Below are 24,348 nucleotides of genomic sequence, written 5' to 3'. Positions count from 1 at the left end.
CGCATCCCCATTGTCAGAAATTCCCGCGATAATGTTTCATCGCCGTCGCCCGTGACATGCACGTGCGATAGGTCGAGTTGCCTTCGCCATAGACCGTGCCGCAGACCTCGCCGCCCTCGGCTTCTTTCCGCTCTTCCTGGCGCTTGTAATACTGGTCCCACGCGCTCTGCACCGTCTGGCGATCCATGTTGTCGCGCGACTGGATGTTCTGGCGGTTCATCTCGCGGATCGCTGCGAGTTGGGCCTCGGTCCGCGCCTTGTTCTGGGCGATGACGGCATCGTAGAACTGCTGGGCGCCGTCGGCACCGAGATAGAGCGCGTTGTAAATCGCGCTCTCATAGCTGTCGCTGCCCTCGTGGTCGTTCTCGGAATACTTGATTACGGCAACCTTCATGGCCGCGTCGGGTACGCCCTTCTTCGCTGCCGCATCGAACAGCTCGTAGATCATTCTCTCCTTGTCGCTGACCGTATAGGGCAGGTCCGGCATCCGTCCGCTTGCATCCTTTTGCGCCACGCTCAGGCCATTCTCGTAGGCATAGGCGAGGTAGAGCTGGGCGTGCGTGTGGCCCATGAAGGCCAGCCATTGCATCGTCTCCCGGCCTCGCTGTGTCTCACCGCTTTCGATGTCGAACCGCGCGAGCAGGAAGCGCTCGTCATCGTTCAGCATGGGGTCGATATAGCTGCCCGTGACGCCGCCGGTTTCCGCGACCACTTCATCCTTGCGTGCGCAGGCCGCTGCGTCGCCTTTTTCGCAAGCAGATTCCAGCACGCCGATGGCGAGGTTGGCGGACCCCATGGTAAACTTCTGATCTTCCAGATAGGAATTGGCGACATCGACGCATGCGACGTTGAATTCCCTGCACGCCGTCGTCAGGGCTCGCATCGACTTGTCGCTCGCTACTTCACCCTTCAGCGGATGGTCCGGAAATCTGTAGTTCCTGAACGCCTTGCCCGACATCGTACAGTCCTCGACGGACGGCTTCGCCAGGCAGCGGCCATACATGCCCTGTGCAACAACGTCCTCATAGTCCCATGCATATTCCTGCCCGGCGAAAACCATGAATTCGCACGCCGGAAGGTCACCCAGCAGGCAGCCGCGATAAAGGCTTTGTATACCGTTCAGATTGTCCGGCGAATGCGGCTCCCTCATGTCCGTATCACTCAGCACGAGCAGCGCGCGCAGCGTGCACCCGGGCGCATAAACGGCGCGCGCGCAGGCCTTGCCCCAGTATATTCGCGCCTGCTTTTCGTCCTCCGGCATATCGTAGGCACCGTAGAAGGACGCCTTGCCGAGTTCGACACATGCCGCCCCGTCAAGGCCCGTATCGGCGCACCGGCCCTTCAGCGTTTCAATGGCATCCTTGGAATAGGGTATCCTGTTCAGATACTGCAGCAGCACGAGATAGGCCTGATACTGGCAGCCGTTCGAACCATCCAGCTCACAGCCCTTCAGATAATATCGCGTCGCCTCCGCCTCGTCCTTCGCGACCCCCTTTCCCGTCTGATACGCCTGCCCCGTCCGGGCGCAGCCAAGACCATTGCCGAGATCGCAGGCCCTCAGATTATGCTGCAGCCCGAGCACCTGGTCCTCGGCCCGCCCCTTGTAACCGTTCTTGTACGACACGCCGATTTCGGTGCAGAGCCAGCCATTGCCTGCAGCACACCCCGTATCTGCCAGCACGACCATCTCGGCCACGTAACCCGCCGCCTTCTTGCCCTTCGCATCGTCCAGTCGGGCGTCGTAATAGTCATAGGCCTCCTCGCAGGCCTTGTTGTCGTTCGCCTGCTTGCAGGCGGCCATGTCCGCCTTGAGCGTGGCATCGGTTGATTCCGCCAACGCGGACGGCGCCAGCGCCATCAGGGCAATCGCCGTGCCGAGTGTTTGAAGAATCGATTTCCAGGCCTGCGACATTGTCCGTTCCCCCGTCATGGTATCCTTGAGACCATGCTGCCTGTCGCCGCGGCGCGGGGATTGTACATTCTCGCCATCGGCCGGATTGCCTATCCCGCACATTTCGTTTTATGACGCGAACATGGCGCAACTCCTTATCGTCTGGCACTCCCGCACTGGTGGCACCCTGCAAATGGCAGAGGCGGCCGCCGAAGCTGCGCGCGCCGAAACCGAGACCATCCTCAAGCGCGCCGAAGACACGACCCCGTTCGACATGTTCGCCGCCAGCGGCTTCCTTTTCGCCGCGCCGGAAAATCTCGCAGGCCTCTCCGGCGAGATGAAGGAATTCTTCGACCGCTGCTATTACCCGATGCTCGGTCAGGTCGAGGGCCGTCCCTATGCCCAGATGGTTTGCGCAGGGTCAGATGGCGAGAATGCCGCCCGCCAGATCCGCCGCATCGCGATGGGCTGGCGGCTCAAGGAAGCCCAGCCGCCAATCATCATCTGCACCAATGCGCAGACGCAGGAAGACATCCTCGCGCCAAAGACCATTCCCGAGGCGGGCCTCACACGCTGCGCCAATCTCGGCCAGGCCCTTGGCGCCGGCCTCGCCATGGGCGCGTTCTAGAGCGTCTTGCGCATATGGATGACAGTCTTCACCTGACCGTTCGAGGCGACCTGTTCCTCGGTGTGATAGGGCTCATACCCCCGCGCCAGATAAAGCGGATAGCCCGGCACGGTGGAGCCCAGCTCGATCGTCTTGAACCCTGCTTCCCGCGCCGCGCCCTCGCCAAGGTCCAGCAGCAGCGAGCCGATGCCCCGCCGCGTCCAGCCCGGATGCGTATACATGGCGCGGATGCGCGCGGCATGGATCGCCGGGTCGGCCAGCGAGTCGTCGCGGCCCGCCGTCTGGTCGCCGCCATAGAGCGTGCGGCGCTTGCCCCAGCCGCCACACGCCGCCATGACGGTCGCGCCGTCCACGTCCGTCTCGATCACGAAATAAGTGCCATCATTGATCAAGGAGCGGTCGAGCCCCATCGACTCCTGCGCGGCGGCGATTTCCTCAGCCGACAGGAAGGCCTTCATGTTCTCGGCAATCGAGGCCTTCATCAGGTCCACGATGGCCGGTATGTCCTCTTCCGTCGCAACGCGGTGACGGAATACAAAAGTCTCGCTCATTCGTCCCAGGTCTCATAGGTGGCGCGCATATGCGCCACGCCCTCTTCGACCATCTCGCGCAACACGTCCATATCCACGTCGGCCAGCGTGTTGATATAGAGGCAACCTGCCCCGGTCTTGTGCTTGCCGAGGCGGGCGAGCAACGCATCCATGCCCTCATGGCCGGGCATGATGTAAAGCACGAGCGAGGCCTTGCGCGGCGAGAAGCCGGTCATCAGCATGTCGCCTTCGCGGCCGCTCTCATATTTGTAGTGATAGCGGCCATAGCCGATGATCGACGGACCCCACATCTTCGGCTTCAGGCCGGTGACGTCGCCGAACCACACGAGCAGGGTCTCCGCGTCGGCCTTGCGGCGCGGAGACTCAATGCCGGCAATGAAAGCCTCGGGCGAAAGGGTGGTCTGCTGCGTCTTGTTCGCGGCTTTCCCCATCGCCCCCGGCCTCAGCTCTCGCTTGTCTTGTAGTTCTTCTCGGTGGAGGCCATGCCGAGGCGCACCATTTCTTCCAGCGCGGCCAGGTTCACGTCCTTGAGCGCCTTGATGAAGATGCAGGACTTGCCCTTCTCATGCTTGCCGAGGATTTCCAGCGGCGCCGTGAACTCTTCAAAGTCCGGCGACAGGTAGACGATGACATGCTTCTTGGCGGGCTCGAACCCGGCAATCATGAACTCGCTGCTGCGCCCGCCATCCATCGTATAGGCATAGCGGCCATAGCCGACCTTGTGCGTCCCCCAGATCATGGCTGGGAGGTCCGTCACACGGGCAAACAGGGCCAGCAGGGCTTCCGATTCCGCCTTGCGCTGCGGATCATCGAGAGTGGAAATATAGCGTTCGACACGGGATTGGGAGACATTAGCGACGGGTTCTACAACGGTCATGGGTGGGTGACACAGTCCTTTGAAGTGAAAGTTAGTGTTACCTTACAGCCACAGGCCCAAAAAGTCCAAAATATCCTGCACTTAGCCGATTTCGACCTTGGCCCCGAGGTCAAGCAGCACAATCAGTGTCGCCGCGACGATCAGGAAAAAGGCGGACAGACCGGCATTCAGCCACACGGCCCAGGTCGCATTCTTCTGCTCGATCCACTTGCGCGGGCGGATCTTGCGCAGCCGGAACACGAGCAGCGCCGACAGGATCAGGCTCGCCACGTTCAGCGCCAGCAGCAGGGCCGCGCGCAAAGCGAGGTCATATTCCCCGCCGCCTGCAAACAGGCCCAGCGCCGCGCCCGGCGGCAACAGCGCCGCGGCCACCATCACGCCGACCAGTGCCTCGGCCTGCCCGCGTGTCAGCGACAGCGCCGCCGCGCCACCCGCCGCCATGGCGAGCGCCAGCCCGTCCACGCGCACTTCGGCCCGCGACATCAGCTCGTGGCTCTGCAGGTTCAGCGGCAGCATGAACGAGATCGCGAACGACACGGCCAGCGCCGTGAATATCCCCACCGCGAGCGTAATGAAGCCCCGCTTCAGCAGGTCGAAATCGCCAAGCGCCGCGCCCATCGAAAAGCCGAGGATCGGGCCCAGCAATGGCGCAATCACCATCGCGCCGATCACGGCCGCGATGCCATCCGAGTTCAGGCCGATCGCCGCCACGATGGTCGACAGGACGACCATGATGACGAAATTCCGGTCCAGCCGCGCGCCGTCCGAAATGTCCGAAAACAATTCCTCGCGGGTCGCCTGGTCGGCATTGATGGCCTTCTCGCCCTTGGCCTCTTCCAGTTTCGGCGCAGTCGCCTCGATGGGCAGCACGGCCACGCGCCAGTCATTGCGGCCTTCCAGCGCCATCTGGATATTGTCCATCAGCGTCTGGTTGGTGCCGTCGCGCATGAACACGGAAATCATGCACCGGTCGGTCTGCTCGGTCTCCATGACGACATAGTCGATCGGGTCAGCCGCCTTGATGGCGCTGATCACCGTGTCGCAGGCGGCATCCTGTGCGAGGTGGATATCGAGGCGCCGCATGCGCCTACGCGTCCCGGGTCAGGCGGGCGATCAGGCTGCTCGTATCCCAGCGTGCGCCGCCCATGGCCTGCACGTCGGCATAATACTGGTCCACTGTCGCCGTCAGCGGCAGGCTGGCGCCATTCTCGCGCGCCGCTTCCAGCGTGATCCGCAGGTCCTTACGCATCCAGTCAACCGCGAAGCCATGCTCGAAATGCCCCTCGACCATCGTCTTCCAGCGGTTCTCCATCTGCCAGCTCTGGGCCGCGCCGCCGGTGATCGCCTCGATCACCTTGGCCGCATCCAGCCCCGCCTTCTCGGCAAAGTGCAGCCCTTCGGCGAGGCCCTGCACAATGCCCGCAATGCAGATCTGGTTGACGGACTTGGCCAGCTGCCCCGCGCCGCTCTCCCCGATCAGAGTCATCTTCTTGCCGAACGCCGCCATAACCGGCTCAGCCGCCGCGAAGGCGCTTTCCTCGCCGCCGCACATGATGGTCAGCTTGCCGTTGATGGCGCCTGCCTCGCCTCCCGAGATCGGCGCATCAATGAAGTGCGCGCCCTTGGCCTTGCAGCGTTCATGCAGTTCCCGCGAGAGACCGGCCGAGGCCGTTGTGTGGTCGACCACGATCATGCCGGCGCCGAGGCTCGGCTCCAGCGCATCGAACACGGTGCGCACGTCCGGGTCGTCGCCGAGGCAGAGGAACACGAATTCCGCACCGAAGGCCGCCGTCGCCGGGTCCTTCGCCACTTCGCCCTTGTGATCCTTCTTCCACTTGGCGGCCTTGGCGCCTGTCCGGTTCCACACGCTGACCTGATGGCCCGCCCGGGCGAGGTGGCCCGCCATGTGAAAGCCCATCACGCCCAGTCCAAGAAATGCCGTCCGCGCCATACAAGTGTCTCCTGTGTCTTTGCCATCAGTGACGCCTTCGCCGAATGACTTCAAGGCGTCGCCCGGGGAACCACTGCCCTGAACATAGGTCGTGCCCCATCCACAGGCCAGAATTCGTTGAAATTTCATCGAAATCCACCGTTCCGCCTAGAGCTGACCTTCACCAAGCCCTGCTATGACTGTGAGTGTTGATCAGAAGGATCGGTTTCGAGCGCATGGCAACTGCCACTCACTCTCGGCGATACGCGGGCAGAATGCCCGTCGCGCCCGCCCGTAAAACGGGCACATGGAAGATGGCCTATGCCGACTTCCTGACCGCGCTTATGGCCTTCTTCCTGATCATGTGGCTGGTCAGCGGCGTGTCCGCTGATGACCGGGCCGAGATTGCCGCCACATTCCACAACAAGGCTGCCCCCACCCTGACAATGACGGCCGTTCTGCCCGATTCCACGGCCAGCCAGCTGATGTCCACCCTGAAGACCCAATCCGGCCTCACCGATGCGGGTGACAGCGTTCTCCTCACACGCGAAGCTGATGGCGTGCGCATCGATCTCGTCGACAGCGCCCGCCGGCCCCTGTTTGATTCGGGCAGCGGCGCCTTCACGCAAGACGGTCTCGCCCTTGCGACGGCCGCGGGTGAAGCCCTTTCACACTTTTCCGAAGGGGTATCCATCGAGGGACATACCGACGCTTTCAGCGCTGTCGGCACTGCCTATTCCAACTGGGAACTCTCGGCAGACAGGGCCAACGAGGCGCGCCGCGCCCTGATTGCCGCCGGTCTGGCCCCCTCGCGCATCCGCGCCGTCACGGGTCTCGCCGACACGCACCCCCTTGATGCCGGTCAGCCGCACTTGTCAGCGAACCGCCGGGTCAGCATATTGGTTCACACAAACGACTGATAACCTGTAGAGGGATCAGGACGGACGGATGAACCGGAGCCTTGATGATCGCTGATTTCCTGGCCCACTGGCCCATGTGGGCAAGCCTCGCGGTTATTGTTGCTGCAATTGGTTTCTACATGTCGGACCGCTGGCCGATGGAGCTTGTCTCTGTCGGCGTCATTGCGGCTTTGCTTCTCCTGTTCACCATTCCAGGTGCCTACGGGGCGGACGGCACGCCCGTCAGCGCGGCCGAGTTGCTGTCGGGTTTCGGCAATCCGGCGCTGATCACGATCATGGCCCTGCTGGTCGTGGGTCAGGGCCTGTTCCAGACCGGCGCCCTGGAAGGCCCGACCAAGGCCCTTGTCGGCGGCTATGAGAAACGCCCCGTCACCACGCTCGTGCTCGCCTTCCTCGCGGTCTTCGTCACCAGCGCCTTCGTCAACAATACGCCCATTGTGATCATGTTCCTGCCGGTGATGAGCGCCATCGCCAAGCGCATGAACGCTTCGCAGTCCAAGCTGATGATGCCGCTCAGCTTCGCCTCGATCTTCGCCGGCATGACCACGCTGATCGGCACCTCGACCAACCTGCTCGCCGCCGAAGCCTTCCAGCGCATCGACGGGCGCACGCTCGGCTTCTTCGACCAGACGCCCATGGGCCTGATCCTCGCCGGCACCGGCCTCCTCTACATCGCCATCTTCTCGAAATTCCTGCTGCCCAACCGCCGCGGCCTCAGCGACGAGCTGGCCCAGCCCTCCGGCAAGCAGTTCGTGGCGCAGATCGAGGTCACGTTCGGCCACTTCCTGAAGGGCAAGAAGCCCGTCGCCGGCATGTTCGCCGACCTGCCCGACATGACCGTCCGCATGATCCAGCGCGGCGAGCGGGCCTTCCTGCCCCCCTATGAAGACATCACGCTCCAGCCGGGTGACCTTGTAATCGTCGCCGCCACCCGCGCCGCGCTCCAGAACGTCCTCGCCCGCCAGCCGGATTTCCTCCAGCAGGTCTGGGAATCGGCCGGCGGCGACCTCGAAGAGAACAGCCGTTCCGGCGCGCTTGCCCTGACAGAGGCCGTCATCGCCCCCGGCTCGCGCATGGTGGGCCGGACGGTCGAGATGCTCGGTTTCCGCCGCCTGACCCGCGCGGTGACCCTCGGCATCCAGCGCCGCAGCCGGATGATTCGCACCAAGCTCGGCGAAATCCGTCTTGAGTCCGGCGATACGCTGCTCCTCTGCGGCCCGGTCGATGCCTTTGTCGACCTGCGCTCCAGCCGCGACATCATCCTGCTCGAATGGTCCCAGACCGAAATCCCGCTGACCACACGCGCCGTCGCCGCCCGCGTCATTGCGCTCAGCATGGTCGGCCTCGCCGCGACTGGCCTCCTGTCCATCCTGCACGCCTCGGTGCTCGCCGCCGTGGCCATGCTCGTGGTCGGCTGCGTGAACACCCGCCAGGCCAGCCGCTCGCTCGACTTGCGCATTTTCCTCGTCATCGGCGCCGCCCTCGCCATGGGCATGGCGCTGGAGAAAACCGGCGCTGCTGCTGCGATTGCGCATGCTGTGGTCAATTATGCGGCGCCCTATGGCACGCTCGCGGTCCTGTCGGCCCTGTTCCTCAGCGTCGCCATCCTGACCAACCTGCTGACCAATGCCGCCACCGCCATCCTGTTCTCGCCGATCGCCCTCTCGGCGGCCACTGAACTCGGCGTGCACGACCCGCTGCCCTTCCTTCTGGCCGTCATCTACGGGGCCAATTGCAGCTTCGCGACCCCCTTCGCCTACCAGACAAACATGCTCGTAATGGGCCCCGGACACTACAAGTTCGGCGATTTCATGAAATTTGGCGTTCCGCTCGTTTTATTGCTTTGGTGTGTCTTTACGCTGTTCGCCTCTTGGCGGTTTGATCTGTAAGTGTATCGTCCCAAATCATGAAGTTCATGGACTCCCAGATACTGCCTGCAGGGCTCGAAAGGTCGCTCCGTTTCTACGTGACGAACCCGTCGCCGTGCCCCTACCTGCCGGGGCTGCGCGAGCGCAAGGCGTTCACCAATCTCTCGGTGCCGGACTCCGATTCCATCCATAATTCGCTCAGCCAGGCCGGTTTCCGCCGCAGCCAGACAATCGCCTACCGGCCCGCCTGCCCGCGCTGCAATGCCTGCCGCAGCGTGCGTGTACCGACGCGCGAATTCGCCTTCTCGCGCAATGACCGCCGCGCCATTGCCCGCAATGCCGGCCTGATCCGCACGCCGGTCAAGGCCGAGGCGACCCGCGAACAGTTCCGCCTGCTCAAGACCTATGTCCAGACCCGCCACGACAAGGGCGGCATGTCCGAGATGACCTATCGCGACTATGCCACCATGGTCGGCGGCAGCCCGGTGCAGAGCCTGATCTTCGAATACCGCGACGGTCCGGACGAAGACTCGCCCCTCTTGGCGGTCTCGATCACCGATGTGCTGCGCGACGGTTTCTCGATGGTCTACACCTTCTTCGACCCCGAGCAGGAATCGCGCGGCCTCGGCCATTACATGATCCTCGACCATATCCAGCATGCCCAGGACCGGGGCCTGCCGCACGTCTATCTCGGCTATTGGGTCAAAGGCAGTCCGAAAATGGACTATAAACGGCGCTACAAGCCCCTTGAAGTGCTGGACGGCGACCAGTGGCGGACGCTAAGAGACGACGAATAGACCCTGACGGAGTGCAGGGCGGGGCTCTCTGGGAGGACATCTGATGATCAACCGACGCAATATCGTCGGCGCCGGCCTCCTCGGCGCAGCTGGCGCAGCCGCTGCCTTTGCCAATCCTGAAGCCGCGCAGGTCCTCGCGCCCGCCAAGATCAATCGCAACCGCCGCAAGTTCAACATGGTCACCACATGGCCCAAAGGCCTGCCCGGCCTCGGCCGCGCCGCCGAACGCGTTGCAGAACGTGTGTTCGCCATGTCCGACGGCCTGATGGAGATCAAGGTCTTCGCCGCCGGTGAACTCGTCCCCGCCTTCGAAAGCTTCGATGCTGTCGCGAACGGCTCGGCCGACATGTATCACGGCGCCGAATATTACTGGACGGCCAAGTCCTCCGCCTTCCCCTTCTTTACCGCCGTGCCTTTCGGCATGACGGCGCAGGAAATCATGGGCTGGATCGATTTCGGCGGCGGTCAGGAACTCTGGGACGAACTCTCCGGCCAGTTCGGCGTGAAAGCCATTCAGGGCGCCAATACCGGCCACCAGATGGGCGGCTGGTTCCGCAAGGAAATCAACAGCCTCGACGATCTGGTCGGTCTCAAGATGCGCATTCCAGGGCAAGGCGGCGACGTGCTGCGCGCCCTCGGCGGGTCGGCCATCGCGCTCTCGGGCGGCGAAATCTACCAGGCGCTGCAGACCGGCTCCATCGACGCCACCGAATGGGTCGGCCCGTGGAACGACTACTCGCTCGGCTTCCACCGCGAGGCGCCCTATTATTACGGACCCGGCTTCCACGAGCCCGGCGCAAGCCTCGCTGTCGGCATGAACCTGAAAGTGTGGGAAAGCCTCACGGCCGGCGAGCAGGCCATCATCAAGGCCGCCTGCGAGTCCACCAACCACACATCGCTCGGCGAGTTCACCTACCAGAACTCCGTCTACCTCGACCTGCTGGTGCGCGAGCACGGCACGCAGCTGCGCTCCTTCCCGCCGGAAGTCGTCAAGGCCATGTCGGAAGCCGCCTATGACGTGCGCGCCGCCAGCGGCAAGGACGGCATCGAAAAGCGCATCTACGAAAGCTTCGAGGCGAGCCTCAAGCTGATGCGCGGCTGGGCGAAGGTCTCCGACGGCGCCTATTATCCCGCCCGCGAACTCGGCAAATAGGCTGGCTGGGGGGCAACATGGATCCGACGTTTTTCCTCTACCTCGGTGCCTGGCTGAAAGTCCTCGGCGTCCTCTGCCTGCCCCTCTTCGCCGTCCCGCTTGTTACCCTCGCCTTTCCCGGCCTGATCGACCGCTTTGCCAAGCGCATGATCGCCTTCCTCGACGTGCTGTCGGGCGGCGCGCTGGGCCTCGCCATTGCCAGCGCGCTGATCCTCGTCCTCGCCCAGCTCGCCGTCGTGATCCTGCGCTACGCCTTCGGCCTCTCCTTCACCTGGCTCAGCGAGATCGTGATCTATGCCTTCGCGGCCATGTTCATGCTCGGCTCGGCCGCCGCCCTGCGCGACGATGCCCATGTCCGCGTCGACATCCTGCGCCCGCGCTTTGGCGAGGCAGGCCGCAACTGGATCGAACTGGTCGGCACTTACCTCTTCCTCTTCCCGATCTGCCTGCGGCTCATCACCAATGGCGAGCAGGGCCTGACGCGCTCGTGGAGCCTGCTCGAAGGCTCGCGCGAATCCGACGGCCTGCCGATCCTCTTCCTGTTCAAGACGCTGGTGCCGGTCTTCGCGGTCCTCTTGATGACCGCCGGTCTCTCGGTCGCGCTGAAGGCCGCCTTGCGCCTTACCGGCAAGCTGCCGCCAGCGGCCACGCCCATCGAAGGCGAAACCGGGGGAGGCCATGATGGAGTTTGAAATCATCCTCGCCGTCGCCATGTTCGCCTGCGCCATTCTCGGCCTGCTGGCGGGCTATTCCGTAGCCCTCACGCTCGGCGGCGTCGCCCTCCTCTTCGCCCTTGTCGGCATCGCGACCGGCACCTTCTCGCCCTCCTTCCTGATCGCTTTCCCGAGCCGCATCCAGGGCGCCTCGATCATGCAGAGCCAGACGCTCGTGGCCGTGCCCCTCTTTGTGCTGATGGGTGTCATCCTTGAACGCTCCCGCGTGGCAGAAGACCTGCTGCACATTGCCAGCCGCCTGCTCGCCCGTGTGCGCGGCGGCCTCGGCTACGCCGTCGTCCTCGTCGGTGCGCTGCTCGCTGCCTCGACCGGCATTGTCGGCGCCACCGTCATCACGATGACGCTGATCGCCCTGCCCACCATGCTGCGTCAGGGCTATGACCCCAAGCTCGCCACCGGCACCATTGCCGCGTCCGGCACGCTCGGCCAGATCATCCCGCCCTCCATCGTGCTCATCCTGCTCGCCGATGCCGTCTCCAATGCCGCCAGTCAGGCCAGCCTCAAGGGCGCAGGCTCCGGCGTCGTCTCGGTCGGTGACCTGTTCGCCGGTGCGCTGATCCCCGGTGTGCTGCTGGTCGTCTTCTACCTGCTCTATATCGCGGCCATGGCCTGGCTGAAGCCTGCGACATGCCCGCCGGTGACGCTCGCTGAAGACACCCAACCATTGACCGTCAAAGAGGTCGCCTTCGGTCTCGGCGCGCCGCTCCTGCTCATCATAGCCGTGCTCGGCGCCATCCTTGGCGGCGTTGCGCCTCCGACCGAAGCCGCTGCCATCGGCGCAGCGGGCGCTGTCCTGCTCGCGGGCATCCGCCTTGCCGACGAAGCCAAAAGCCGCCTCGCCCCGCTCATCCTCGCGGGTCTCGGCAGCATCATCGCCATCCTCGTCCTGCGCAACACGATGGACCTGCGCGCGGGCGTCGCCACCATCAGCGGCGCAAACTCCATCGGCATCATCCTCACGATCCTTGCCAGCCTCGTCTTCTTCGCGGGTGTCGCTGCGGGCCTCCTCGTGCTGCGCAAGATGCGCCAGCTCCTGCCCGCGCTCACCAGCGCCACGCATATCACCAGCATGGTCTTCCTCATCCTGATCGGTGCCTCGCTGTTCAGCCTCGTCTTCCGCGGCTATGGCGGCGACGAGATGGTGGCCGCGCTGCTGCATCAGGCGCCCGGCGGCAAATGGGGCGCCCTCGCCATGACCATGCTCGTCATGTTCATTCTCGGCTTCTTCCTCGACTTCATCGAGATCGTGTTCGTCGTCGTGCCGCTTGTGGCGCCGCCGCTGATCATGCTCGGCTTTGATCCGGTCTGGCTCGCCATCCTGATGGCGCTGAACCTGCAGACCAGCTTCCTGACGCCGCCCTTCGGCTTTGCCCTCTTCTACCTGCGCGGCGCGGCCCCGGACGAAATCAACACGATGGACATCTGGCGTGGCGCTGTGCCCTTCATCGGGTTACAGATCGCCATGATCATTCTCGTCGGTTTCGTTCCCGCCCTCGCCACGTGGCTGCCCAGCCTCGCCGCCAATTGAGTGGCGAGGTCTCCCCGTTCCAGGCCATTGCGGTCAGCCGTCTTGCGCATGAGCTGCAGGCGGCCGGGCGCTCGGTCATCCATATGGAATTCGGCCAGCCTTCGACCGGCGCCCCGAAACGCGCCGTCGAGACCGCGCACGCGGTGCTCGATGCAGAATCCATGGGCTATTGGGAAAGCCCCCAGCTCAAGGCGCGCATCTGCCAGCACTATGGCGACACCTATGGCGTCGAGGTCGCGCCCCGCCGCCTTGCGATCACCTGTGGCGCCTCGCCTGCGCTGGTGCTGGCCCTTTCCTCCGCCTTCAATCCCGGCGATCAGGTTGCCCTCGCCCGCCCCGGCTATGTCGCCTATCGCGGCACGATCAAGGCCCTCAAAATGGTCCCGCTCGAGATCGAATGCGGCGAGGAAACGCGTTTCCAGCTGACCGCCGCCCAGATCGCCGCGCTCGAACCCGCGCCTGCCGGTCTCATCATCGCCAGCCCCGCGAACCCGACCGGAACCATCCTTCCCGCCGACGAACTCGCCGCCATCGTCAAGGTCTGCGCCGCGCGCAACATCCGCATCATCTCCGACGAGATCTATCACGGCCTGTCGTTCGGCCCGCGCACGGCGTCCGTCCTCGAACACACGAGCGACGCCTATGTCATCAACTCCTTCTCGAAATACTTTTCCATGGCGGGCTGGCGCCTTGGCTGGATCGTGTCGCCTGACAGCATGGCCAGCCGCACGGCCGCCTATATCGGCAACATGTTCCTCACCGCGCCGTCGCTCTCCCAGCACGCAGGCCTCGTCGCCATGGACTGCCGCGACGAACTGGAAGGCCACCTCAACACCTATCGCCGCAACCGCGACCTGATGCTCGCAGCGCTCCCGGCGCTCGGTCTCGAACGCATCGCCCCGCCTGACGGCGCCTTCTATATCTATGCGGACATCTCGCGTTTCACCGATGACAGCCTCGGCTTCTGCATGCAGCTGCTGAAGGATACCGGCGTCGCCACGGCCCCCGGCGTCGATTTCGACCCGATCAACGGCCACAAGTTCATGCGCTTCTCGTTCGCCGTCTCAACGCCGGAACTCGAAGATGCCCTCGAGCGCATCACGCCCTGGTTCAGGGCGCGGGGCCAGGCTCAATCCCTATAATAATTCCGCACCCCCGGCGAACGCCGGGGTCTCTTGCGGCTGGCTTCCTGCTTCAATTGCCTGAGATCCCGGCATTCGCCGGGACTGCGGATGAAGTCAGAAGGTCAACCTATTTGCAATCATACGCCGCTTCCGCCCCGCCATCCGGCGTGCGTTCCAGCGACACGAACGTACAGCCATCCGGCGCGGCGACGATGGCGGCCTCTGTCAGCTGGTCATCCGTCGCCGGGCCCGCATTGGCGACGCCGAAGCTGCCATCGGTCTTGACCGTGAGTTTCAGCTTGAAGCCCTGTCCGGCCATCGGCGCGGCCATGAAGGCATAGTTCTGCGTCGCAATCGTCTGCGGCACGAGACCGTCCCATGTCGATGCACTCCAGCTCGCGCCGGAACTGACGCACGCCCCCAGCAGCATGGCCGAGACAAGTATAAAGGGTTTCATCATGCGTCCTCCCACGACAGGCATGGGAGGCACACTACATGATAAAGGATCAGATTAGAACTTCACTTCCGGCGGCGTCGAGAGCGCCTCTCGGCCTTCCACGCCCACGTCGAAGAAGTCACGCGGTTCAAAGCTGAACATGCCGGCGATGACAGACCCCGGGAACTGTTCGCGGGACGTGTTGTAGTCCTGAACGGCCGAGTTGTAGAAGCGCCGCGCCGCGGCCAGCTTGTCCTCGATGGTCGACAGCTCGTTCTGCAGCTGGATGAAGTTCTGGTTGGCCTTTAGGTCCGGATAAGCCTCGGCCAGCGCGAACAGTTTGCCCAGCGCGCCGGTCAGCATGCCTTCGGCCTGGCTCATTTCGGCCGGTGTCGAGGCCGACTGGGCCGCCGCGCGCGCCGCGATCACCTGCTGGAACGTCTCCTGCTCGTGCTTGGCATAGCCCTTCACGGTTTCGACCAGATTCGGGATCAGGTTCTGGCGCTGCTTCAGCTGAACGTCCACGTCGGCAAAGGCCTGGTTGACCCGCTGGCGCTTCATCACCAGTCCGTTGTAGATCAGGATGATAAAGCCGACGATGGCGACTGCGACCGCAAGTACGATCAGAATGGGGCTCATGGGCCGTCCCTCCACAAAAACGATATGTCAGGCGTAACCGCCATCTGCCGCAGAGGCAAGTGACGCCTAGAATGTCAGGCTTCCGCCTTTGGGCCCTGCGCGTCGGCGAGGCGGATAAAGGCCTGTTCCAGCCCGGTTTCATGACGTTCCTTGTGGCGCAGGATGTGGAAACTGCGCGGCGGCAGATCGACCGCCACTTCGCACAGCGTGCCGGCCATGATCGACGGCTCGGCCACGAGAATCGACAACAGGCTCGCGCCTGCCCCTGCCTGCACGGCGGCCCGCACGGCCTCGTTCGAGGGCAGTTCCAGCGCCACATCGAGATCGCCAAGGCCGAGGCCATGCCCGGCCAGCAGGTCTTCCAGCATCGCCCGCGTGCCGGACCCCGGCTCGCGCAACACCCAGCGCGCCGCGCGGTAATCCTTGCCCGTTCGCGGGGGCTTCCCGGTCCACTCATGGCCCTTCGGCACGATAAGCGCTGTCCGGTCGCCGGTCACAGCCGTTTGGTTCAGGTCATTGCGCTGCGGTTTGCCCTCCACGATGCCGAGATCGACCGACAGGTCCGCAACGGCTTCGGCGATCTGCTCGGTATTCCCGATCTGCAGGTCCAGCGTCACGCCGGGATGCGCCAGCCTGAAAGCCTGCATCAGCGGCGGCAGCCAATAGTTCGCCACGGTCTGGCTCGCGCCAAGGCGCAGCTGCCCCCGGCGCAGGCCCGCAAGATCGTCCAGCGCCTGCGTCGCCAGTGTCGCGCGGGCCAGCACGGCGCGCGCCTCGTCAAGGAAGGCATGCCCGGTCTGCGTCAACACAATGCGCCGCCCGATCCGGTCAAACAGTTTCACGTCATGACGCTCTTCCAGCGCAGCAATCGCGGCGCTGGTTGCACTCTGCGTCAGGTTCAGCGCCTCGGCGGCGCGGGTCATGTGTTCCCGCTCGGCGACGGCGACGAAGATGCGAAGCTGTTCGAGCGTCATGCGTGTCTCATCCCGTCGTGAGCCGGATCAGCACGAGACTGACCAGCGTAATGAAAATCCACCCGCCCGCGCCGACAAGCGCCGGGCGAAAGCCCTCGGCCGCAAGCTTTCGCACGTCTGTCTCAAGGCCCATCGCGGCAAGCGCAATGGCGAGCAGGAATTGCGTGGCGGTGGAGACCGGCTGCAACACCGCATGCGGAACAACACCAAGACTGGCGACTGCGACCATGGCGATGAAGCCGAACACGAACCATGGCAGCGGCGGCGCGGTGCGGCTTGCCTCCCCGCCCGATGCCTTGACGCGGCGCGCGGCCAGCACGCCGAGGCCCAGCACCATGGGCGCCAGCATCATCACGCGGGTCAGCTTGGCAATCGTGCCGAATTCCCCGGCCTCGGTGCCGCGCTGGTAAGCCGCCGCAACGACCTGCGCCACTTCATGGATCGATGCGCCCGCCCAGAGGCCAAAGGCGTGCGGGCCAAGGTCCATCAGGCCGCCCAGCACGGGGTAAAGCATCATCGACAACGACCCGAAAACGGTCACGCAGGCCACCGCATAGGCCACATCCTCGTCGCGCGCCCGCGTCACCGTATTGGTGGCAATTACCGCCGACGCCCCGCAGATCGACGTGCCTGCTGCAATCAGCTCTGTCACCCGCGCATCCACTTTCAGCATGCGCCCCAGCCAGACCGTAAAGGCGAATGTCGAGACCAGCGTCACCACAATCACCAGCACGCCCATGCCGCCCACAGCCACCACCTGCGACAGCGTCAGCTGCAGGCCGAGCAGCACGATGCCGGCGCGCAGCACACGCTTCAGGCTGAACTTGACGCCGGCTTTGGCGCTGGCAGGCGTGCCGATCACGTTATGGAAAGCCATGCCGAGCAGGATCGCAAGGATCAGCGGGCTGAGCGCGTGGACACCCGGAAGCGCCCGCAGCGCAAAGGCCCCCGCCGCAATCAGCGTCGCCAGCAAAAGGCCAGGCAGGATGCCGGGCGTCGCGCGCTCAATCGTTTTCGGCGCATGGGTTTCAGTGTGGAACAGGGTCAGCATCATCTCGGCCTTCACGGGAATGCCTTGGAGATACAGAGCCACGATCAATCTTTCCAACGAGGTATCTTTATATTTTCAATCGATTTTATCGATTGAACGGCCTCAAGGCAAGTGTCGTCAGGCTTTCTGGCTGACCGGCAGGCTCTCCATGTCGTCCTTCATGCGGGCCAGCAGGTCGACGGCGCCGGAGGCATAGGCACCGATCCAGCGGTCGTGGATCTGCTTGATCGGGAGGGCATTGAGATAATTCCAGCGCTGGCGGCCCTGCTTGCGGGCAATCACGAGGCCCGCTTCCTCCAGCACGCCGAGATGCTGCATCACCGTGCAGCGGTTCAGCGTATCGAAGCGCGCGCACAGCTCGCCTGTGGTCTGCGGATTGTCCTTCAGGGCATCCATCAGGTCACGCCTTATCGGCGCAGCGAGGGCCCTGAAGACCAAGTCGGTTTGATCGTCGCTTGACATGTTACTTTTTTATAACATGATTGAAGCCAAGACAAGGAGTGATGTCATGGACCTGAAATTCGAAGTCAGCGGCCGTATCAGCCGCCCGGTATCCGACGTGTTCGAAGCCGTCGTGAACCCGGACAAGCTGTCCGGCTATTTCACCACCGGCGGCGCGAAGGGCCGGCTCGAAACCGGCGCCACGGTCACCTGGGACTTCCACGATTTTCCCGGCGCCTTCCCGGTCCATGTCGTCGAGGTGGAGAAGGACAAGCGCATCATCCTGAAATGGGGCGCCAATGATCCGGAAACGCCTGCGCCCTACGAAACCACCGTCACGATGCGCTTCGAGCCGACCGATGATGGCCGCACCATCGTCACCATCGCCGAGGAAGGCTGGCGCGAAACGCCTGCGGGCCTGAAGTCATCCTATGGCAATTGCATGGGCTGGTCGCAAATGATCTGTGCCATGAAGGCTTATCTCGAGCATGGGCTCAACCTGCGCGAGGGCATGTATAAATAGAATCTAATTTGCGCGCCCGGTAGCAAGGTTGCTCAAAATGTGTAGCATCAGGGCCATGTCCGATGCTGCCACCCTCGCGCGCATGATCGACGCCGCCAACCGCGTGATGGTTTTCACAGGCGCGGGCATTTCCACGGAGAGCGGCATCCCGGATTTCCGCAGTCCCGGCGGCGTCTGGTCCCAGATGACGCCGATCTATTTCCAGGACTTCGTCTCCTCCGCCGGGAAGCGCCGCGAGGCCTGGACACGCGTCTTCAACCGCTCCGCCGGATGGACAGGCGCCAGTCCCAATGCCGGGCACAACGCCATTGCGAAGCTCGTCGCCGCCGGCAAGGTCGGCGCGGTCGTCACGCAGAATGTCGACAATTTGCATCAGGATTCCGGCGTGCCGGCCGATCAGGTGATCGAAATCCATGGCAACGCCACCTATGCCCGCTGCCTCAATTGCGGCAAGCGCTACGAGATCGAAAAGCTCAAACCCCGCTGGGAAGCGGGCGAAGACCTCACCTGCATCTTTTGCAAGGGCCTCATCAAGACCGCGACCATCTCGTTCGGACAGGCCATGCCGGAAGCCGAAATGGCCCGCGCCGCCGAAGAGGCGCTGCTCTGCGACCTCTGCCTTGTGCTTGGCTCATCCCTCGTCGTCTACCCCGCCGCCGGCATCCCGCTGGAGGCCAAACGCAATGGCGCCAAACTCGTCATCGTGAACCGCGAGGCGACTGATCAGGACCTGATGGCCGACTTGGTGCTCCACACCGAGATCGGGCCGTTAATGAGCGACGTGCTTGAGCTTCTGTACACCAAATGACGGCCAAACTTCGCAATCTTCTGGCCAATCATATTCTCATGATTGTCCTGCTTGCCTGCATCATGCTTATCCCCTTCGGGGTTGCCGAGCTGTTAGGCGGCCGCCTCAGGACAGGCGACTCTATCGGAGTGATAATCGGCACCGGGTCCGGAATGCTTGTGCAGGCGTTCTGGGCGCTAAGCACTTACCTCCTCCTGCAAGAGAGATGGACGCTTCCCGTCAAACTCTATGCAGTGTTTGCAGCCATCTTTTTCGTATTGTTTTTTACGGCCTTCCCGCTCACTATTTTGCTCGACGGCATCCCGGAACCCTCCCCGGATGTCTCCGCATTGGCTATCGCAGCATATGCAACACTATATCTTCTGCTGCTTTGCCAGATTGGAGAACGCCTCGGTAAGACTGTATCCGGCACAGTTGGTTACACTCTACTCGCCTTCTATTGGCCGCTGTGCCTCTTCGTATTCCGGGATCGACTGAAGAACGGTTTTGAACAGGCCGCGATTGCCCGAAGCAGACCCATTTAAATAGCCACGCTCATCCTGAGACCATTCAAGGCGAGCCGTTCGGACAACCTGCCTAACCCACATTCACCGGTGCGCTGAACTTGCCCGCCTGATAGTCCGCATAGGCCTCGTGGATTTCCGCGACCGTGTTCATCACGAACGGACCATGCGAAACGATCGGCTCGTCAATCGGCTCGGCATGGCCGAACAGGACCACCGCCTCAGAACCGGCGACCAGTTCCACGCTGTCGCCCGCGCCGAGTTCTGCGAGATTGAAACCCTTCACCGCCGTGCCGTTGATGCTGACTTCGCCGCGCGCGACATAGGCGAACACATCGCGGCCCGCCAGCGCGTCAAACGCGATGCGGCTGCCCGCTTTCATCTCCAACCATGTCATGAACACGCCCGTCAGCGACTCGATCGCCCCGGCCGTGCCCTGCCAGTCGCCCGAGACGAGGTGCAGCTTCATACCGTCTGATTCCACCACCGGAATCTGGTCGGCCTGCACGCCGACATAACGCGGCTGAACCATTTTCAGTTTCGAGGGCAGGTTCACCCATAGCTGCAGGATCTCCATCGGTCCGCCGTTGCGCTTGAACGCTTCCGGCGAGACTTCTTCATGCACGAGGCCGCTGCCAGCCGTCATCCATTGCACGCCCCCCTGGCTGATGATGCTCTCATGCCCGGCGCTGTCGCGGTGCGCGAGGTCGCCCTCGAGAATGAACGTCACCGTCTCGAACCCGCGATGCGGGTGCGGCCCGAATGGCAGGCCGCGATTGCCCGGCTTGTAGGTCTGGGGCCCATGATGATTGAGGAAAAGGAAGGCACCGACATTGTTGATGCCACGCCCCGGCACAGGCCGCCGCGTCACCAGATCGGCGATATCATCGCGTTCGGCAGGGTGGAGCCGCAGGACAGGCTTTGGCTGGGACATGGCTGTCTCCTCTTCAATAACACTGGCTACCATTTAGGTGTGCAACCATCGTTCAGGAAGGGTGGAGGTTCAGTGGGCGCTCAGGATGAGCCGTCATCTGCAGGTTCGAGCAAGTCCCACTTGTTGCCGAACGGGTCCTGCATCACGACGACTTTACCATAAGGCTCACTGCGCGGCGCTTCGAGGAACGTGACGCCCGCCGCAACGTAGGCTGCATAGTCCCGGTCGAAATCATCCGTCTCAAGAAAGAGGAACACGCGCCCGCCGGTCTGGTTGCCAATCGCCGCGCGCTGGTCATCGTTCACGGCGCGCGCCAGCAGCAGTTCAGTATCTCCGCCTTTCGGCCGCACGCGCACCCAGCGCTTGCCGCCGCCCATGTCTGTGTCTTCCAGCAGGTCAAAGCCGAGCTTGCCGACATAGAAGGCAAGTCCCGCCTCATATTCCGGCACGACCAGGGTCAGCGCCATGATGCGCTGCCGCATCAGTGTATCAGCCATTAAACGTGCCCGACTTCGGGAAGCCCTTCGGCACGGTCTTGCCGGCCTGGGCGCGTTTGCCGATCCATTCCTGCCATTCCGGGAAGGCACGGTGGCGACCGCCCGTCATCACGATCAGGCCGTCTTCCTTGTCGAAGGTCATCACGTCGGCCATCGCATCCTTGCCGCGATAGGCCTGCAGCTTGTTGCCCTTGCCGCGCGCCATTTCCGGCAGCTCGTCGAGCGGGAAGATCAGCATCTTGCGGTTGGTGCCGACCACGGCCAGCATGTCGCCCTCAACCGGGATGCACACATTCAGCGTGCCGTCACCGGGGTTTACCGCCTGCTTGCCCGCCTTGCGGTTGGACTCCAGCTCCTTCTCGTCGACTACGAAACCATAACCGACCGTCGAGGCCATCACGCGTTTGCGGCCTTCCTCGTAGCGGAACATGGCAACGATATCGACATTGTCTTCCAGGTCGATGGACAGCCGGATCGGCTCGCCATGTCCGCGTCCGCCCGGCAGCTTGTCGGCCATCAGCGTGAAGGCGCGGCCATCGGACGCCATCAGGATAATCTTGTCCGTACTCATCACTTCCTCGCTCAGGTACAGCTCGTCGCCATCCTTGAACTTGGTCGAATCCGGGTCGAGCCCGTGGCCCTTCATGCCGCGGATCCAGCCCTGCGCGGAGAGAACCACCGTCAGCGGCTCCTTCGGCTTGGAGGCTTCCAGTGCAGCGGCGAGGTCCACGTCCGGCGCGTCCTCGAACTGCGCGCGGCGGCGGCCAAGCTCGGTATCCGGGCCCAGAGTGTCACGCGCGGCTTTCAGTTCCTTGGACACTTTCGTCCACTGGCGCGCGGTCGATCCGATCAGCTTGACCAGCTCGTCGCGCTCTTCGACCAGTTTCGCGTGCTCGCCGCGAATTTCCATCTCTTCCAGCTTGCGCAATGCACGCAGGCGGAGGTTGAGGATGGCTTCGGCCTGAATGTCCGTAATGCCGAACCGGGCGATCATCACCTGTTTCGGCTCGTCTTCCTCGCGGATGATGCGGATCACTTCATCAATATTGAGATAGGCGATCAGGTAGCCGTCGAGCAGGTGCAGGCGCTTCTCGATCTTGTCGAGGCGGAACTCGGCCCGGCGCACCACCACTTCGCGCCGATGCTCCAGATAGGCCTTCAGCACATCCTTCAGGCCCATGACCTGCGGCGCGCCCTTGTGCAGCACGTTCATGTTCATGCTGAAGCGCGTTTCCAGGTCGCATGACTTGAACAGGCTTTCCATCAGCACGTCCGGCTCGACCGTCTTGGCGCGGGGCACCAGAACAAGGCGCACGTCCTCGGCGCTCTCGTCGCGCACATCGTCCAGCAGCGGCAGCTTCTTCTGCTCCAGCAGTTCGCCCAGCTTCTCCAGCAGACGCGACTTCTGCACCTGATACGGAATCTGCGTCACGATGATCTGGTAGGTGCCCCGGCCCGTGTCTTCGACTTCCCACTTGGCGCGCATGCGGAAACTGCCACGGCCCGTCTCGTAGGCGTCCAGCATGGCTTCCTGCGTCTCGACGATCACGCCGCCGGTCGGGAAGTCAGGCCCCTTCACGAAGCCCATCAGCTGTTCGGTCGTCGCTTTCGGCGTCTCGATCAGGAAGCGCGCCGCGTCGATCACTTCGGCCGCATTGTGTGGCGGAATGCTTGTCGCCATGCCCACCGCGATGCCCGTCGCACCATTGCAGAGTAGGTTCGGGAAACCGGCCGGCAGCACGACCGGCTCTTCATCATTCTCGGCATAGTTGGCGCGGAAATCGACCGCGTTCTCGTCGAGGCCGTCCAGCAGAAGCTCGGCCGCATGGGTCATCCGCGCTTCGGTGTAACGATAGGCCGCCGCGCTGTCCCCGTCGATATTGCCGAAGTTGCCCTGGCCATCGACCAGCGGGTAACGGACGTTGAAATCCTGCGCCAGGCGCACCAGCGTGTCATAGATCGAGCTGTCACCATGCGGGTGCCAGTTACCCATCACGTCGCCGACGATCTTGGCGCACTTGCGGAAGCCGCCTTCAGGGTCCAGCCGCAATTCGCGCATGCCATACAGGATGCGGCGCTGGACAGGCTTCAGCCCGTCGCGCACATCCGGCAGGGCGCGGGAGGTGATGGTCGACAGCGCATAGGCGAGATAGCGCTTCGACAGCGCCTCGCTCATGGGTTCGTTTATGATCCGGTCTTCCGGGCCGTCATCTAGCAGGTCGGACATTCTGGCCTCTTTGCATCTCGTGCCACATTCTGGTGCAGGACCGAATCTATACCGACTCGGGCCGCTGCGCAGCATTAACAAAGACGGCGGTTTGGTTAAGGAATGGGTAAAACGCAAGCACATGACTGAGTTTCGGGCCTGGCTCCTCCTTCTCGGCGTACCGCTCCTGCTGGTGGCCATGCTGGTATGGCTGGCCCCGCCCCGGCATAACCCGTTTGCGCCGATAGACCTGACCGACCGCATCGGCCTCGCCACGCACGCCAAGCTGCAGCGGGCCCGCGACCAGCGCGAAGTCTGCTTCAAGGCACTGGACGATGCGGGTGTGCTTTACACGCCGCTGGAAGACGCAAACGAAGGCGAAAAATGCGGTCTTTACAACGCATTGACGCTTGATCGCACCCTCACGCCCTATTCGGCCACGCTCAGCATGACCTGCGCAGAGACCGCCGCCGTCTACACATGGGAGCGCCATGTCGCCCGGCCTGCGGCTGTGGAAATCTTCGGCTCTCCCATCGCGCGGATCGAGACCTATGGCAGCTTCTCCTGCCGCAACATCGCCGGCAGCAGCCGCCTTTCCCAGCATGCCCATGCCAATGCGGTCGATATTTCCGGCTTCAGGCTGGAAGATGGCCGCCTGATAGACGTGAAAACCCATTGGAAACAGGGCGGAAAGGAAGCGAAATTCCTGAAACGCGTCCATGATGGCGGCTGCGATATCTTCTCGGTCACCCTCGGGCCCGACTATAACGCCGCCCACAAGGACCATTTCCACTTCGACATGGGCCCGGGGCGCGTCTGCCGCTAAGGCCTTGCCCCGGCGTCGCCCCTTCTGCGCCCGGCAATCTTCGCTACATTGCTGAAAACAAGACGATCAGGGAGTTTCGAATGACCCATGCCATGCTTCTACCCGTCGCCGTCCTCGCGGCCTGGTCACTGGTGATGTGGATATGGATGCTCGCGACGCGTGTTCCGGCCATGCAAAAGGCGCGTATGCACCCTGAAAAGGCCAAGCATACACGCAGCGACGCCTTCAACGCCCTGCCCTCGGAAGTCCGCCAGATTTCGGACAATTACAATCATCTGATGGAGCAGCCGACCATCTTCTATGCGCTGGCGCTGGCCCTCGCCGTCAGCGGTGCAGCAGGCATGATCGATGTCGGCTTTGCGTGGGCTTACGTCATCATCAGGGTCGGGCACTCGCTCTGGCAGGCCACGGCCAACAAGGTGATGATCCGGTTCTACTTCTTCATCGCCTCGACCCTGATGCTCTTCCCGCTTGCCGGGCGGGCAATCTACATCCTCGCGACAAGCTGA

At 63.3% G+C, this 24,348-nt stretch carries 27 protein-coding genes; 13 read left to right on the top strand and 14 right to left on the bottom strand.

From position 1 onward, the window contains the following. Positions 1-13: 13 nt before the first annotated feature. Positions 14-1,912 carry a tetratricopeptide repeat protein gene (locus tag HY30_RS19005; RefSeq protein WP_162176882.1) on the bottom strand — a complete coding sequence of 633 codons (1,899 nt, stop codon included), beginning with the start codon at positions 1,910-1,912 and terminating at the stop codon, positions 14-16. A 121-nt stretch (positions 1,913-2,033) separates the two neighbouring features. On the opposite strand from HY30_RS19005, the gene HY30_RS03200 reads away from it, so the two are divergent. Beyond that, the gene (locus HY30_RS03200; protein ID WP_034737044.1) at positions 2,034-2,519 is read left to right on the top strand and encodes a flavodoxin family protein; all 486 of its coding nucleotides are present in this window, start codon (positions 2,034-2,036) and stop codon (positions 2,517-2,519) included. Here HY30_RS03200 and HY30_RS03195 read toward each other — a convergent pair. From HY30_RS03195 to HY30_RS03175, 5 genes are all read right to left on the bottom strand, one after another. After that, a complete protein-coding gene (locus HY30_RS03195; RefSeq protein ID WP_034737042.1) occupies positions 2,516-3,070 on the bottom strand; it encodes a GNAT family N-acetyltransferase in 555 nt (184 codons plus the stop codon). The two genes, HY30_RS03200 and HY30_RS03195, sit on opposite strands and share 4 nt — an antisense overlap. Next, positions 3,067-3,501: a DUF1801 domain-containing protein gene (locus HY30_RS03190; protein WP_034737040.1), complete on the bottom strand. Its 435-nt coding sequence runs from the start codon at positions 3,499-3,501 to the stop codon at positions 3,067-3,069. The genes HY30_RS03195 and HY30_RS03190 overlap by 4 nt, the downstream gene beginning before the upstream one ends. Positions 3,502-3,512: 11 nt before the next feature. Continuing rightward, positions 3,513-3,947: a DUF1801 domain-containing protein gene (locus tag HY30_RS03185; protein ID WP_051614731.1), complete on the bottom strand. Its 435-nt coding sequence runs from the start codon at positions 3,945-3,947 to the stop codon at positions 3,513-3,515. Between the two features lie 81 nt (positions 3,948-4,028). Further along, the gene (locus HY30_RS03180; RefSeq protein WP_034737037.1) at positions 4,029-5,030 is read right to left on the bottom strand and encodes a TIGR00341 family protein; all 1,002 of its coding nucleotides are present in this window, start codon (positions 5,028-5,030) and stop codon (positions 4,029-4,031) included. Positions 5,031-5,034: 4 nt separating this feature from the next. Continuing rightward, on the bottom strand, positions 5,035-5,898 hold the full coding sequence (locus HY30_RS03175) for an NAD(P)-dependent oxidoreductase (RefSeq protein WP_034737035.1): 864 nt from the start codon (positions 5,896-5,898) through the stop codon (positions 5,035-5,037). A gap of 254 nt (positions 5,899-6,152) precedes the next feature. On the opposite strand from HY30_RS03175, the gene HY30_RS03170 reads away from it, so the two are divergent. Genes HY30_RS03170 through HY30_RS03140 form a run of 7 tightly spaced genes read left to right on the top strand, consistent with a single transcriptional unit; the run spans position 6,153 to position 14,019 of the window. After that, complete coding sequence (locus HY30_RS03170; RefSeq protein ID WP_034737032.1) at positions 6,153-6,797, top strand: flagellar motor protein MotB; 645 nt, start codon at positions 6,153-6,155, stop codon at positions 6,795-6,797. 44 nt (positions 6,798-6,841) lie between these two features. Beyond that, positions 6,842-8,686 (top strand): SLC13 family permease, encoded by a 1,845-nt coding sequence (locus tag HY30_RS03165; protein WP_034737030.1) that lies wholly within the window; start codon positions 6,842-6,844, stop codon positions 8,684-8,686. Positions 8,687-8,703: 17 nt separating this feature from the next. Beyond that, complete coding sequence (locus tag HY30_RS03160) at positions 8,704-9,462, top strand: arginyltransferase (RefSeq protein WP_051614730.1); 759 nt, start codon at positions 8,704-8,706, stop codon at positions 9,460-9,462. A gap of 43 nt (positions 9,463-9,505) precedes the next feature. Further along, positions 9,506-10,615, top strand: coding sequence for a TRAP transporter substrate-binding protein (locus tag HY30_RS03155; protein ID WP_034737028.1), 1,110 nt, complete (start codon positions 9,506-9,508; stop codon positions 10,613-10,615). 17 nt (positions 10,616-10,632) lie between these two features. Next, positions 10,633-11,307: a TRAP transporter small permease subunit gene (locus tag HY30_RS03150; RefSeq protein WP_034737026.1), complete on the top strand. Its 675-nt coding sequence runs from the start codon at positions 10,633-10,635 to the stop codon at positions 11,305-11,307. Further along, entirely contained in the window at positions 11,297-12,877 is a 1,581-nt protein-coding gene (locus tag HY30_RS03145; protein WP_034737024.1) for a TRAP transporter large permease, read from the top strand. The genes HY30_RS03150 and HY30_RS03145 overlap by 11 nt, the downstream gene beginning before the upstream one ends. After that, positions 12,874-14,019: a pyridoxal phosphate-dependent aminotransferase gene (locus HY30_RS03140; RefSeq protein WP_034737022.1), complete on the top strand. Its 1,146-nt coding sequence runs from the start codon at positions 12,874-12,876 to the stop codon at positions 14,017-14,019. Before HY30_RS03145 ends, HY30_RS03140 begins: the two co-directional genes overlap by 4 nt. A 109-nt stretch (positions 14,020-14,128) precedes the next feature. Here HY30_RS03140 and HY30_RS03135 read toward each other — a convergent pair whose 3' ends face one another. The 5 genes from HY30_RS03135 to HY30_RS03115 all read right to left on the bottom strand — a co-directional run bounded on the left by HY30_RS03135 (position 14,129) and on the right by HY30_RS03115 (position 17,563). Beyond that, positions 14,129-14,461, bottom strand: a complete 333-nt coding sequence (locus HY30_RS03135) for a hypothetical protein (RefSeq protein WP_034737020.1) — start codon at positions 14,459-14,461, stop codon at positions 14,129-14,131. Between the two features lie 51 nt (positions 14,462-14,512). Then, the gene (locus HY30_RS03130) at positions 14,513-15,076 is read right to left on the bottom strand and encodes a LemA family protein (RefSeq protein ID WP_034737018.1); all 564 of its coding nucleotides are present in this window, start codon (positions 15,074-15,076) and stop codon (positions 14,513-14,515) included. Positions 15,077-15,150: 74 nt separating this feature from the next. Further along, on the bottom strand, positions 15,151-16,050 hold the full coding sequence (locus HY30_RS03125; RefSeq protein WP_034737016.1) for a LysR family transcriptional regulator: 900 nt from the start codon (positions 16,048-16,050) through the stop codon (positions 15,151-15,153). A gap of 7 nt (positions 16,051-16,057) precedes the next feature. Further along, positions 16,058-17,101, bottom strand: a complete 1,044-nt coding sequence (locus HY30_RS03120; protein WP_199286276.1) for a YeiH family protein — start codon at positions 17,099-17,101, stop codon at positions 16,058-16,060. Positions 17,102-17,218: 117 nt separating this feature from the next. Continuing rightward, on the bottom strand, positions 17,219-17,563 hold the full coding sequence (locus HY30_RS03115; protein ID WP_034737014.1) for an ArsR/SmtB family transcription factor: 345 nt from the start codon (positions 17,561-17,563) through the stop codon (positions 17,219-17,221). A gap of 46 nt (positions 17,564-17,609) precedes the next feature. Between HY30_RS03115 and HY30_RS03110 the strand changes: the two genes are divergently transcribed. From HY30_RS03110 to HY30_RS03100, 3 genes are read left to right on the top strand one after another with little or no spacing between them, the layout of a single operon-like run. Then, on the top strand, positions 17,610-18,065 hold the full coding sequence (locus HY30_RS03110) for an SRPBCC family protein (RefSeq protein ID WP_034737138.1): 456 nt from the start codon (positions 17,610-17,612) through the stop codon (positions 18,063-18,065). Between the two features lie 55 nt (positions 18,066-18,120). Next, on the top strand, positions 18,121-18,873 hold the full coding sequence (locus HY30_RS03105) for an SIR2 family NAD-dependent protein deacylase (protein WP_034737011.1): 753 nt from the start codon (positions 18,121-18,123) through the stop codon (positions 18,871-18,873). Continuing rightward, on the top strand, positions 18,870-19,397 hold the full coding sequence (locus HY30_RS03100; RefSeq protein WP_034737009.1) for a hypothetical protein: 528 nt from the start codon (positions 18,870-18,872) through the stop codon (positions 19,395-19,397). Before HY30_RS03105 ends, HY30_RS03100 begins: the two co-directional genes overlap by 4 nt. Positions 19,398-19,449: 52 nt before the next feature. On the opposite strand, the gene HY30_RS03095 is transcribed toward HY30_RS03100, so the two are convergent. The 3 genes from HY30_RS03095 to parC form a co-directional block, all read right to left on the bottom strand. After that, a complete protein-coding gene (locus tag HY30_RS03095; RefSeq protein WP_034737007.1) occupies positions 19,450-20,310 on the bottom strand; it encodes a pirin family protein in 861 nt (286 codons plus the stop codon). 80 nt (positions 20,311-20,390) lie between these two features. Next, the gene (locus HY30_RS03090) at positions 20,391-20,792 is read right to left on the bottom strand and encodes a VOC family protein (protein WP_034737136.1); all 402 of its coding nucleotides are present in this window, start codon (positions 20,790-20,792) and stop codon (positions 20,391-20,393) included. A gap of 7 nt (positions 20,793-20,799) precedes the next feature. Then, on the bottom strand, positions 20,800-23,034 hold the full coding sequence (gene parC / locus HY30_RS03085) for a DNA topoisomerase IV subunit A (RefSeq protein WP_034737005.1): 2,235 nt from the start codon (positions 23,032-23,034) through the stop codon (positions 20,800-20,802). Positions 23,035-23,155: 121 nt separating this feature from the next. Here parC and HY30_RS03080 point away from each other — a divergent pair, with 121 nt between their 5' ends. Continuing rightward, a complete protein-coding gene (locus HY30_RS03080) occupies positions 23,156-23,839 on the top strand; it encodes an extensin-like domain-containing protein (RefSeq protein WP_034737003.1) in 684 nt (227 codons plus the stop codon). A gap of 80 nt (positions 23,840-23,919) precedes the next feature. Beyond that, a complete protein-coding gene (locus HY30_RS03075) occupies positions 23,920-24,348 on the top strand; it encodes an MAPEG family protein (protein ID WP_034737001.1) in 429 nt (142 codons plus the stop codon).

The organism is Hyphomonas chukchiensis (assembly GCF_000682695.1).
Lineage (GTDB): Bacteria > Pseudomonadota > Alphaproteobacteria > Caulobacterales > Hyphomonadaceae > Hyphomonas > Hyphomonas chukchiensis.
This window is presented reverse-complemented; position numbering and strand designations above follow the sequence as displayed.

What these genes read in the sequence shown, in the direction of transcription:
- HY30_RS03105 (WP_034737011.1), top strand. Translation starts at nt 18,121, where the DNA reads ATGTCCGATGCTGCCACCCTCGCGCGCATGATCGACGCCGCCAACCGC.
- HY30_RS03150 (WP_034737026.1), top strand. Translation starts at nt 10,633, where the DNA reads ATGGATCCGACGTTTTTCCTCTACCTCGGTGCCTGGCTGAAAGTCCTC.
- HY30_RS03180 (WP_034737037.1), bottom strand. Translation starts at nt 5,030, where the DNA reads ATGCGGCGCCTCGATATCCACCTCGCACAGGATGCCGCCTGCGACACG.
- HY30_RS03115 (WP_034737014.1), bottom strand. Translation starts at nt 17,563, where the DNA reads ATGTCAAGCGACGATCAAACCGACTTGGTCTTCAGGGCCCTCGCTGCG.
- HY30_RS03155 (WP_034737028.1), top strand. Translation starts at nt 9,506, where the DNA reads ATGATCAACCGACGCAATATCGTCGGCGCCGGCCTCCTCGGCGCAGCT.
- HY30_RS03135 (WP_034737020.1), bottom strand. Translation starts at nt 14,461, where the DNA reads ATGATGAAACCCTTTATACTTGTCTCGGCCATGCTGCTGGGGGCGTGC.
- HY30_RS03095 (WP_034737007.1), bottom strand. Translation starts at nt 20,310, where the DNA reads ATGTCCCAGCCAAAGCCTGTCCTGCGGCTCCACCCTGCCGAACGCGAT.
- HY30_RS03075 (WP_034737001.1), top strand. Translation starts at nt 23,920, where the DNA reads ATGACCCATGCCATGCTTCTACCCGTCGCCGTCCTCGCGGCCTGGTCA.
- HY30_RS03185 (WP_051614731.1), bottom strand. Translation starts at nt 3,947, where the DNA reads ATGACCGTTGTAGAACCCGTCGCTAATGTCTCCCAATCCCGTGTCGAA.
- HY30_RS03100 (WP_034737009.1), top strand. Translation starts at nt 18,870, where the DNA reads ATGACGGCCAAACTTCGCAATCTTCTGGCCAATCATATTCTCATGATT.
- HY30_RS03170 (WP_034737032.1), top strand. Translation starts at nt 6,153, where the DNA reads ATGCCCGTCGCGCCCGCCCGTAAAACGGGCACATGGAAGATGGCCTAT.
- HY30_RS03200 (WP_034737044.1), top strand. Translation starts at nt 2,034, where the DNA reads ATGGCGCAACTCCTTATCGTCTGGCACTCCCGCACTGGTGGCACCCTG.
- HY30_RS03120 (WP_199286276.1), bottom strand. Translation starts at nt 17,101, where the DNA reads ATGCTGACCCTGTTCCACACTGAAACCCATGCGCCGAAAACGATTGAG.
- HY30_RS03080 (WP_034737003.1), top strand. Translation starts at nt 23,156, where the DNA reads ATGACTGAGTTTCGGGCCTGGCTCCTCCTTCTCGGCGTACCGCTCCTG.
- HY30_RS03110 (WP_034737138.1), top strand. Translation starts at nt 17,610, where the DNA reads ATGGACCTGAAATTCGAAGTCAGCGGCCGTATCAGCCGCCCGGTATCC.
- HY30_RS03160 (WP_051614730.1), top strand. Translation starts at nt 8,704, where the DNA reads ATGAAGTTCATGGACTCCCAGATACTGCCTGCAGGGCTCGAAAGGTCG.
- HY30_RS03130 (WP_034737018.1), bottom strand. Translation starts at nt 15,076, where the DNA reads ATGAGCCCCATTCTGATCGTACTTGCGGTCGCAGTCGCCATCGTCGGC.
- HY30_RS03175 (WP_034737035.1), bottom strand. Translation starts at nt 5,898, where the DNA reads ATGGCGCGGACGGCATTTCTTGGACTGGGCGTGATGGGCTTTCACATG.
- HY30_RS03195 (WP_034737042.1), bottom strand. Translation starts at nt 3,070, where the DNA reads ATGAGCGAGACTTTTGTATTCCGTCACCGCGTTGCGACGGAAGAGGAC.
- HY30_RS03090 (WP_034737136.1), bottom strand. Translation starts at nt 20,792, where the DNA reads ATGCGGCAGCGCATCATGGCGCTGACCCTGGTCGTGCCGGAATATGAG.
- parC (WP_034737005.1), bottom strand. Translation starts at nt 23,034, where the DNA reads ATGTCCGACCTGCTAGATGACGGCCCGGAAGACCGGATCATAAACGAA.
- HY30_RS03165 (WP_034737030.1), top strand. Translation starts at nt 6,842, where the DNA reads ATGATCGCTGATTTCCTGGCCCACTGGCCCATGTGGGCAAGCCTCGCG.
- HY30_RS19005 (WP_162176882.1), bottom strand. Translation starts at nt 1,912, where the DNA reads ATGTCGCAGGCCTGGAAATCGATTCTTCAAACACTCGGCACGGCGATT.
- HY30_RS03190 (WP_034737040.1), bottom strand. Translation starts at nt 3,501, where the DNA reads ATGGGGAAAGCCGCGAACAAGACGCAGCAGACCACCCTTTCGCCCGAG.
- HY30_RS03145 (WP_034737024.1), top strand. Translation starts at nt 11,297, where the DNA reads ATGGAGTTTGAAATCATCCTCGCCGTCGCCATGTTCGCCTGCGCCATT.
- HY30_RS03125 (WP_034737016.1), bottom strand. Translation starts at nt 16,050, where the DNA reads ATGACGCTCGAACAGCTTCGCATCTTCGTCGCCGTCGCCGAGCGGGAA.